Annotated in this window: 9 protein-coding genes; 4 read left to right on the top strand and 5 right to left on the bottom strand. The window is 72.5% G+C overall.

What is annotated here, in order from left to right; all coding sequences use genetic code 11:
• Positions 1–374 precede the first annotated feature (374 nt).
• Positions 375–1,091: a polysaccharide deacetylase family protein gene (locus tag IF30_RS0139420; RefSeq protein ID WP_078892054.1), complete on the top strand. Its 717-nt coding sequence runs from the start codon at positions 375–377 to the stop codon at positions 1,089–1,091.
• Positions 1,092–1,138: 47 nt separating this feature from the next.
• Here IF30_RS0139420 and IF30_RS0139415 read toward each other — a convergent pair whose 3' ends face one another.
• Positions 1,139–1,633, bottom strand: coding sequence for a DUF1772 domain-containing protein (locus IF30_RS0139415; RefSeq protein ID WP_030247746.1), 495 nt, complete (start codon positions 1,631–1,633; stop codon positions 1,139–1,141).
• A gap of 174 nt (positions 1,634–1,807) precedes the next feature.
• Between IF30_RS0139415 and IF30_RS0139410 the strand changes: the two genes are divergently transcribed.
• The 3 genes from IF30_RS0139410 to IF30_RS0139400 all read left to right on the top strand — a co-directional run bounded on the left by IF30_RS0139410 (position 1,808) and on the right by IF30_RS0139400 (position 4,875).
• Positions 1,808–2,815, top strand: a complete 1,008-nt coding sequence (locus IF30_RS0139410) for an AraC family transcriptional regulator (protein WP_030247744.1) — start codon at positions 1,808–1,810, stop codon at positions 2,813–2,815.
• Between the two features lie 210 nt (positions 2,816–3,025).
• Complete coding sequence (locus IF30_RS0139405) at positions 3,026–3,607, top strand: TetR/AcrR family transcriptional regulator (RefSeq protein WP_030247742.1); 582 nt, start codon at positions 3,026–3,028, stop codon at positions 3,605–3,607.
• Positions 3,608–3,717: 110 nt separating this feature from the next.
• Positions 3,718–4,875, top strand: a complete 1,158-nt coding sequence (locus IF30_RS0139400; RefSeq protein WP_030247740.1) for a GDSL-type esterase/lipase family protein — start codon at positions 3,718–3,720, stop codon at positions 4,873–4,875.
• Between the two features lie 172 nt (positions 4,876–5,047).
• On the opposite strand, the gene IF30_RS0139395 is transcribed toward IF30_RS0139400, so the two are convergent.
• Genes IF30_RS0139395 through IF30_RS0139380 form a run of 4 tightly spaced genes read right to left on the bottom strand, consistent with a single transcriptional unit; the run spans position 5,048 to position 8,639 of the window.
• Positions 5,048–5,716, bottom strand: a complete 669-nt coding sequence (locus IF30_RS0139395; RefSeq protein ID WP_234323019.1) for a 4'-phosphopantetheinyl transferase family protein — start codon at positions 5,714–5,716, stop codon at positions 5,048–5,050.
• 2 nt (positions 5,717–5,718) lie between these two features.
• Complete coding sequence (locus IF30_RS0139390; RefSeq protein WP_078892053.1) at positions 5,719–6,615, bottom strand: alpha/beta fold hydrolase; 897 nt, start codon at positions 6,613–6,615, stop codon at positions 5,719–5,721.
• Between the two features lie 15 nt (positions 6,616–6,630).
• The gene (locus IF30_RS44365; RefSeq protein ID WP_051712223.1) at positions 6,631–7,101 is read right to left on the bottom strand and encodes an SRPBCC family protein; all 471 of its coding nucleotides are present in this window, start codon (positions 7,099–7,101) and stop codon (positions 6,631–6,633) included.
• Between the two features lie 56 nt (positions 7,102–7,157).
• Positions 7,158–8,639, bottom strand: a complete 1,482-nt coding sequence (locus IF30_RS0139380; RefSeq protein WP_030247733.1) for an FAD-binding protein — start codon at positions 8,637–8,639, stop codon at positions 7,158–7,160.
• Between the last annotated feature and the right edge of the window lie 156 nt (positions 8,640–8,795).

Below are 8,795 nucleotides of genomic sequence, written 5' to 3'. Positions count from 1 at the left end.
CCGTCCCAGATCCACGACTTCGCCGCGGTGCGCGCGCAGTTCGCCGACAGCTGGGTCTCGTCCAACATGCTCCGCACCGCGCTGTGCACGGGCGGCCTGCTCGCCCTGACCCGTGCCCTGGTGCTGCACGGCCGCTCCGGTCGCTGAACCCGGCCGCGCCGTAACGCGGTCGGCGCTCCCGGCGGATCCCGTCGGGAGAGCTTCGGCGTGCCCGGTCCGCAGGGGGCGCGAGCCGTCGTGCCGTCCGCAGGGCGCGCGAGCCGTCGTGCGGCTGGCCGATTCCGTCCGCCTCCGCCGTCCGGCGGGTCGCGGCTGCCGGGGGATCGGAGCAGACTGGCCGGTGCACCGCAGTTCCGACCCGTCAGGGGGCAGGCATGTCCGTACGAACCGTCAGGCGCAGGGCAGTTGGACGACTCCGGATCGCGACCGGCGCGCTCGCCGTCGCCCTGGCGGCGGGAGCGGCGGTCACGCTCCCGGCCTCGTCGGCGGAGGCGGCCAGCAGCGGGGGCGGCGGGGGCAGCGGCGGGGGCGGCAAGGTCGTCTACCTCACCTTCGACGACGGCCCCAGCCCGGCCTACACGCCCGGTGTCCTCGCGACGCTGGCCCGCTACGGGGTGCGCGCGACGTTCTTCGAGATCGGGCAGAACGTCAACGCCCATCCGTCGCTCACCGCACAGGTCGCCAAACAGGGCCACAGCGTGCAGAACCACTCCTGGTCGCACCCGGATCTGCGCAAGCTCTCCGGCTCCGCCCTCGACGCCCAGCTCGTCAACACGGACAAGGCGATCCGCGCCGGCACCGGCCGCACTCCGAACTGCCTGCGGCCGCCGTACGGCGCGGTCAACGGCGCGGTGCGCGCGCGTGCGGCGGCGCTCGGCAAGCAGGTCGTGCTCTGGTCGGTGGACCCGGTGGACTGGTCCCGGCCGGGAACGGCGGCGATCCGGTCGCGGGTGCTGGACAACGTCCGCCCGGGGTCGGTGATCCTGCTGCACGACGGCGGTGGCGACCGCAGTCAGACGGTGGCCGCGCTGCCGGCGATCATCTCCACGCTCAAGGCACGCGGGTACGGCTTCGCCACCCTGTGCGGCTGAGGCCGTACGGCCGCACGGGGTGGCGGGGCGCCGCGGGGACTTCCGCGTCAGCTCTGGCCATTGAGCACCAGCGCCCAGGCGAGGCAGCCGAGGGCGGCCGTGGAGAGCAGCGCGCGCAGCACGTTGAAACGCACCCAGCGCGCCTCGAAGCGGCCGCGCACGGCGGCCGGGTCGGTGATCTGCTGCGGCGTTCCGGCCGCGGCCAGTTCGTCGTTCAGCGGGATGTTGATCGAACGGGTGACGCCGATCATGGCGACGTACAGCACGAGCGCGGCGACGGTGGCAGGCAGCGCGTGGTGGCCGTCCGAGGGCAGGTGCAGGGCGACCGCGGCCGCCGTGGCCAGCAGGGCGCCGACGAAGCCGAGGACGAACCAGCCGTTCAGGATCGCCACGTTGACGCGTTGCATGACCTCGATGAAGGTCCGGTCCCCGACCCGCGCGAGCGCGGGCATGACCGAGCACGCGAAGGCGTAGAACAGTCCGGCGGTCAGTCCGCACGTGACGGTGGCCGCCACCAGGACGAGTGTGCGTGCCGTTTCCATCGTCGTGAGCCCTCACTTCTCGCTGTCGCTGTCGCCGCAGCGCTGTGGCCGCGTGCCGGTCCTACCCCGTGCGCAGATCATCCGGCATCCGGGCCTCACCGGCCACCTCGATCGCTCAAGAGTCCCTCAAATGACGCGACGTCAAATAATATCCTGGCGTCTAGACTTGGCGGCATGGACACTCTGACGGGACTCCTCGACGGCCCCAAGGCCCGCGGCGCGTTCCTGCTGCGGTCGATCCTCACCCCGCCGTGGTCGCTTCGGATCGAGGACCGGGCCCCGCTCTCCGTGGTGACGATGGTCCGCGGCGATGCCTGGATCCTGCCCGAGCGCGGCACCCCGCTGCTGTTGCACCCGGGGGACGTGGCGATCGTGCGCGGCCCGGAGCCGTACACCGTCGCCGACGACCCGGACACCCCGGTGGACGTGATCGTCGGCCCCGGCCAGGTCTGCACCCGCGGCGGGGTGGACGTCTCCGAGGTCATGTCGCTGGGCGTGCGCACCTGGGGTCAGGGACGCGAGGGCGACCAGGCCTCCTCGGTGGTCCTCTCCGGCACCTACCAGGCCGAACACGAGATCGGCCAGCGTCTGCTCGGGTGCCTGCCCGCCCTGCTCGTTCGCCCGGCCGGCACCGGCGCCGACGACACCCTGGTGCACCTGCTGGCCGCCGAGATAAGCCGCAACGAGCCCGGCCAGGAGCTCGTCCTGGACCGGATCCTGGACCTGCTGGTGGTCTCGGTCCTGCGGTCCTGGCTGGCCGCCCCCGACTCCGGCGCCCCCGCCTGGTACCGCGCCCAGCACGACCCGGTGGTCGGCCCGGTCCTGCGGCTGATGCACGACGACCCGGCCACCGCCTGGACGGTCGCCGAGCTCGCCCAGCGGGTCGGAGTCTCCCGGGCCGGCCTGGCCCGACGCTTCACCGCCCTGGTCGGCGAGCCCCCGATGGCGTACCTCGCGGGCTGGCGCCTGGCCGTCGCGGCCGACCTGCTGCGCGAGCCCGAGTGCACCGTCGCGTTCGCCGCCCGCAAGGTCGGCTACAGCAATGCCTTCGCCCTCTCGGCGGCCTTCAAGCGGGTGCGCGGCGTCAGCCCGCAGGAGCACCGTCGGCTCGCCGCCACCGGCACCCCCGCGCAGTCGGTGGGGTTCTCCGGTCCGGCGGAGACGGTGATCCTGGCCGGCTGAGTCGACTCGCGGGCTGAGGAAAACGGTGGACTCGGTCGAATATCGGTCCGGGCTGATGGTTGGTCCGGGTCGATGGTTGGACCGGGTCGACCGAAGGGTGGGGCGGACTCCCGGCGCAACCATGAGTACATAAGCGTTTGCCTAAATGGATTAGGTAATCCCATACTGTCCATAGGCCGGTCACTGGCGGGACAGCACGGGAGGAAGCACATGGCACGGGCAGGACTCACCGTCGAACGCCTGGTCGTCGCGGGCGCCGAACTCGCGGACGAGGTCGGCTTCGAGCAGGTGACCGTCGCCGCGGTGGCCCGACGCTTCGGCGTGCAGACCGCCAGCCTCTACTCCCACGTCAAGAGCTCGCAGGACCTCAAGACCCGCATCGCCCTGCACGCCCTGGAAGAACTCGCCGACCTCGTCGCCGACGCCCTCGCCGGACGCGCGGGCCGCGACGCCCTCGGCGCCTTCGCCGACGCCTACCGCGACTACGCGGCCCGCCACCCCGGCCGCTACGACGCCACCCGCCTGCGCCTCGATGCCGAGACCGCCGCCGCCAGCGCGGGCGTCCGGCACGCCCAGATGACCCGGGCGATCCTGCGCGGCTACGACCTCACCGAACCCGAACAGACCCACGCCGTGCGGATGCTCGGCAGCGTCTTCCACGGCTACATCAGCCTGGAGGCGGCCGGCGGATTCAGCCACACCGCCGTCGATGCGCGGCAGTCCTGGGACTGGATCATCGACTCCCTCGACGCCCTCCTCCGCCGGACCGGCGCCGCCCGCACCGCCACCTGAACGGCGTACGGGCCGTCCACCGGGCCCGGCGCTGCCTAGCGCTGCCTGGCTGCCTGGCGCAAGCCAAGGACCCCGGCCCGACGCCCGTACTCGAACGGAGAACCCCCACCATGACCCCGATCACCACCCCCGTCACCGAGGACCTGATCCACGGCCACCTCGACGTCGAGCACACCGGCCGGGGCCTGCTGCCGCACCGCCTGCCCGCCCGCGCCCGCCGCCAGGTGCCCGACGATCAGCTCGCGATGGCCGAATCCCAGCCGTCCGGCGTCCGCCTGGCCTTCCGGACCCGCGCCACCACGATCACCCTGCACACCGTCCCCACCAAACGCGCCTACCCCGGCGTCCCGAACGTGCCCGACGGGGTCTACGACCTCCTCGTCGACGGCCGGCTCACCGCGCAGACCGCCGTCCCCGGCGGCAACCTGCGCACCGTCGACCTGACCACCGGCCGTTTCGAACTGACCGAAGGGCCGCCCGGCAGCGCCCGGTTCACCGGCCTGCCCGACCGCGACAAGACCGTCGAGATCTGGCTCCCGCACACCGAGACGACCGAACTGATCGCCCTCGACACGGACGCCCCGGTGCAGGCCGTACCCGCCGGTGCCCGCAAGCGGTGGGTGCACCACGGCAGTTCGATCAGCCACGGCTCCAACGCCGCCCACCCGACCGGCACCTGGCCCGCGCTGGTGGCCGTCGACGCGGGACTCGACCTCGTCAACCTCGGCTTCGGCGGCGGCGCCCTGCTCGACCCCTTCACCGCGCGCACGATCCGCGACACCCCCGCGGACCTGATCAGCCTGAAGCTCGGCATCAACGTCGTCAACGCCGACGCGATGCGGCTGCGGGCCTTCACCCCGGCCGTCCACGGCTTCCTCGACACCGTCCGCGAAGGCCACCCGACCACCCCGCTGCTGGTGGTGTCCCCCGTGCTCTGCCCCATCCACGAGGACACCCCCGGCCCGCTCGCCCCCGACTTCAGCACCGGCACCCTCCGCTTCCGGGCCACCGGCGACCCGGCCGAACGCGCCGCCGGCCGCCTCACCCTCACCGCCGTCCGCGAGGAACTGGCCCGCATCGTCGCCGAACGCCGGGCCGACGGCGACCTCGACCTGCACCACCTGGACGGCCTCGCCCTCTACGGTGAGCCCGAACACGAGGCCCACCCCCTGCCCGACGGCCTCCACCCCTCCCCGCAGGCCCACCGCGTCATCGCCGAGAACTTCGCCCGGCTGGCTCTCACCCCGGGCGGCCCGCTGGCACCGTGAGGCGCCGGCCGACGCCGAACCTCCGGGTGCCGCGGGCGGCTTCGACTGGCCCCTCAGCCGCACCGGTGCCGGGTGCCGGGGCCCACGTCGGGCACGGGCGTGGTCGTCCCACGGCTGCCCGTACCCGACCCGTCGGGAGGCAAGAGGCTCGGCGGCGGACCCGCCGGGCGGCTCAAGCGGCGAGCGCCGTCCTCGACGGGAGGGCGACGGCGGTGACGACCACACCCCGGTGTACGACCCACCGGCCGGAGCAGCCCTCGGGGTGATGGGGGTGCCGGGCGGTGAAGGAGCCGTCGGTGTGGAGGGTGACGGTGATCGAGGCGAGCGGTGTCCACGTGCGGGTGAGGGGGTGGACGGCCTTGTAGACCGCCTCCTTGGCGCTGAAGAGGAGCGTGTCCCACGGGGTGGAGTCCCGGGGGAGTGCGGCGAGCCGGAGCCGCTCGTCCTCGCTGCCGACCAGGTCCAGGACACCGGGCGGCAGCGGCCGGACCGGCTCCGCGTCGATCCCGATCGAGGCGCTGTGCCCGGTACGGGCGACCGCGCAGGCGGTGTAGCCGTGCGTGTGGGTGATGCTGCCGGCCGCGCCGGCCGGCCACTGCGGCGCACCTCCGGGCCCGGGAAGCAGCGGCACCGGGGGGTGGCCGAGCTCGGCGAGGGCCCGGCGGGCCAGCGTCCGGGCGGTGGTGAACTGCTGGCGGCGGCGAGGGGACCGGCCCCGGATGTAGGCCGCCTCCGCAGGAAGGAGGCGGCCCGCGCCCAGGGCGCCGAACGCCTCGGCGCAACGGACGTGCGGCGGCAGGAGGGAGGCCAGCGCGCCGGCATGAGCGGTGGTGGTCGGCACGGCTAGCGGCCGGCCAGGACCAGCTGGTGGACGCGATGGGCGATCTGCCCGGGGCTCTCCAGCGGCACCATGTGCCCGACACCCGGCAGCTCGTACAGCGTGGCCTGCGGGAGCGCCGAGGCGAGTTCCTGACTGAACGCCGGCTTGACGACCTTGTCCTCCGTGCCGGTGATGACGACAGCCGGAGTGGAGATCCGGGCGAGCCCAGCACGGTGGTCCATCTCCCCGGTCGACGCGAAACACGCCGCCCGGGTCTGCGGTCGGGTGCGGGCGAAGAGCCGCCGGTTCGCCTCCCGCGCCTCCGGGCCGGCCAGCGGCCCGTGCGTCTGACCGAGCAACTTGCGCCCCAGCCACGGCGTGCGCAGGGCACGGCTGAACAACCGGGAGCCCATCATCTTCACCTCGTTCGCCGGGGTGCGCTGACCGTGCGCAGCAGTGGAGACCAGCACCAGACCGGCCAGCCGCCCGCGCCCGCCGGCCGGACGCGAAGCGGCGAGTTCCGTCGCCCAGGCAAGCGCCGCATAGCCACCGCCCGAATGCCCGACCACCACCACCGGCCGCTCCGGCGTCGTCAACGTCCCCACGACCGCGTCCAAGTCCCGGGCGAGCCGCCCGATGCTGATCGGCTCCCGCCCGGCCGTGGAAGAAGCATGCCCGCGCTGGTCGTAGGAGGCGACGGTGTGTCCGGCGGCTGCCAGGCAGCGGGCGGTGTCGTGCCAGACGGTGCGGGAGGCCGCCCACCCGTGGACCAGGACGACGAGCGGCCGGCCCGGGTCGGGAGTCCCGGGTCGGTGCACGGTGAGGGCCAGCCGCGCGTTGTCGTCGGTGGTGGCGGTGTGGTCGGTGGTGATGACGGCGTGATCCGTCGGCAGGGTGGGGATTTCGACGGCGGTCTGCATGACGGTGTCCTTGTTCTATTTGGCGGTGCCGAGGTGGTGGTGGAGGTTGGCGAGGGCGTTCTGGGTGGCGGCGGTGTGCTTGGAGGTGAGGTTCGTCAGTTTGTGGAGGAGCTTCGGCCAGTGACGGGGCGTGCTGGCGAACGTGATGGAGAGGAGGGTGTGGGAGCCGTCGTGGTGGGGGGTGAGCGTGTAGGTGGTGGTGCCCTGGAAGTGGCCGGTGTGGGTCTGGGTGAGGGTGCGGTGGGGGGTGATGTCGGTGGTGGTGGAGGTGAAGCGGAGCTTGGGACCGGGCTTTCCGATGCCGTTGGGGTGGACGGTGGTGAGGGTGGTGCCGTTGGGCTGGTCAGGGGGTGTGGGGCCGGGCTGGTGGGTGTTGTGGGGGTGCCACCAGGTGGTCTTGCCGTTGAGTTCGTCGATGATGGCGTCCCAGACGGCGGCAGGGGGGTGGGGGAGCAGGGTCTGGTCGGTGTGATGGATGGCGTGCACGGGATTTCCTTTCACCACGTTGGGGGGGGGCTCTTCGCGATTTCGGGGATGTGGGATCAGGGGAAGATGTTCTGGCCGGGTGTGAGGGTGTGGGTGGGGTCGTAGCGGTTCTTGGTGGTGGTGAGGGTGGCCCATTGAGGGCCGTAGTGGGTTTGCCAGTCGGCGGGCGTCATGCGGGGAATGGCGCCGACGGGGTAGCGCTTCGCGCCGAGTTGGACGGCGCGGTCGTAAATGCGGCGGTTGCGGGTGAGGGCGGGCTGGGGGTCCGTGCCGGGGTGGGGGAACGCGAGGAGGTCGAAAAGGTAGGCAACGGGTTCGGCGGGGGTGACGGCGAGCGGGTGGGTCAGCTTGCCGGTGTGGAAGGGGTAGCAGAGGAGCAGGCCCTGGCCGATGTCGTCAGGAGTGAGCTGGGGGAGCGTTTCGGTGAGGAAGGCGCGGGTCCGGGTGGCGGGGAGGAACAGGGAGAGCCAGGGCTTGGGGGCGTCCCAGTAGCCGAGCTGCTTGATGGAGTCGGCGAAGGCGTCGACCCGGTACGTGTAATCGCGGTAGGTGGTGTCGGTGATGGTGGTCTGGGCGGAGACGGGGGTGAGGCCGGCGAGGAGAGGAGCGGGATCGGGGGGTGTGGTGCCGTTGTAGTGGGCGACGGCTTCGATCTTGTAGCGCGGGGGTTGGCCGTTGGGCTGGACGAGGACTTCGCCGACCTGGGAGGGGAAGCGGCCGTCGTTGAGGAGGGTTTGCTGGTCGGTGAGGTAGGTGGTGAGGTCGTCGTAGAAGAGGGTGAAGACGCGGGCGTTCTCGGGGGCGGGGACGAGCTTCAGGGTGGCGCGGGTGATGATGCCGATCTGGCCGGCGCCGGCGAGGGCGCCGTGGAAGAGGTCGGCGTTGCAGGTGGGCGTGGCGGTGAGGACGCGGCCGGTGCCGGTGACGATCTCGATGGCTTCGACGGTGTCGGCCTGAAGGCCGTATTTGTGAACGGTGGAGCCGATGCCGCCGACGCTGATGGTGCCTCCGACGGACAGATGGAGGTAGTCGGTGAGGCACGGGGGCGTGAGGCCGTGAGCGAGGGCGGCCTCGGTGAGTTGGGCCCAGGTGACGCCGGCGTCGACGGTGGCGTTGGTGGGGGTGATGGCGTGAATGCGGTTGAGGGCGCGGGCGTTGACGCTGATGCCCCCGGCGACGCCGGCCTGACCGTAATTGGAGTGTGATTCGAGGTCGGTGCCGGTGCCGCTCTGGCCGTTCATGGCGACTTTGAGGTTGTTGCGGCGGGCGAAGTTGATGATCGTGGCGATGTCCTGCGCGCCGGCGGGGGTGAGGACGGCATACGGGGTGGTGGTGGTGAGGCGGCCGAAGTCCTGGGCGAACGCCGCGCGGGTGGCGGGGTTGGTGGTGAGGGTGCCCTGGAGTGGGGGGACCGGGACCAGGCGTCCGCTGGCGGGGGATTCGGCGGTGGCCCAGGAGCGGGTGGTGGTGTTGTAGCCGATGACGGTGGCGGCCGCGCCGGTGAGGACGGCCCGCCGGGACAGGTGTGGTCGGTTCATCGTGGGTGGCTCTCCTGGTCGTTGGCGCGGACGTCGGGGCCCGGTGCTGGTGGTGGTGGTGTTAGGGGGTGTGGGTGGTGTGGGTGGTGGTGTGGTAGTTGGGGAGGTCGAGGTGGCGGGTTTGGTGTTGGTAGCGCCAGGTGTAGGTGGGCCAGA

The organism is Streptomyces sp. NRRL S-350 (assembly GCF_000719705.1).
Classification (GTDB): Bacteria; Actinomycetota; Actinomycetes; order Streptomycetales; family Streptomycetaceae; genus Kitasatospora.
This window is presented reverse-complemented; position numbering and strand designations above follow the sequence as displayed.

Bases quoted from the DNA above. Each gene is read 5' to 3' on its own strand.
- IF30_RS0139420 (WP_078892054.1), top strand. From the start codon at position 375: ATGTCCGTACGAACCGTCAGGCGCAGGGCAGTTGGACGACTCCGGATC.
- IF30_RS0139415 (WP_030247746.1), bottom strand. From the start codon at position 1,633: ATGGAAACGGCACGCACACTCGTCCTGGTGGCGGCCACCGTCACGTGC.
- IF30_RS0139410 (WP_030247744.1), top strand. From the start codon at position 1,808: ATGGACACTCTGACGGGACTCCTCGACGGCCCCAAGGCCCGCGGCGCG.
- IF30_RS0139405 (WP_030247742.1), top strand. From the start codon at position 3,026: ATGGCACGGGCAGGACTCACCGTCGAACGCCTGGTCGTCGCGGGCGCC.
- IF30_RS0139400 (WP_030247740.1), top strand. From the start codon at position 3,718: ATGACCCCGATCACCACCCCCGTCACCGAGGACCTGATCCACGGCCAC.
- IF30_RS0139390 (WP_078892053.1), bottom strand. From the start codon at position 6,615: ATGCAGACCGCCGTCGAAATCCCCACCCTGCCGACGGATCACGCCGTC.
- IF30_RS0139380 (WP_030247733.1), bottom strand. From the start codon at position 8,639: ATGAACCGACCACACCTGTCCCGGCGGGCCGTCCTCACCGGCGCGGCC.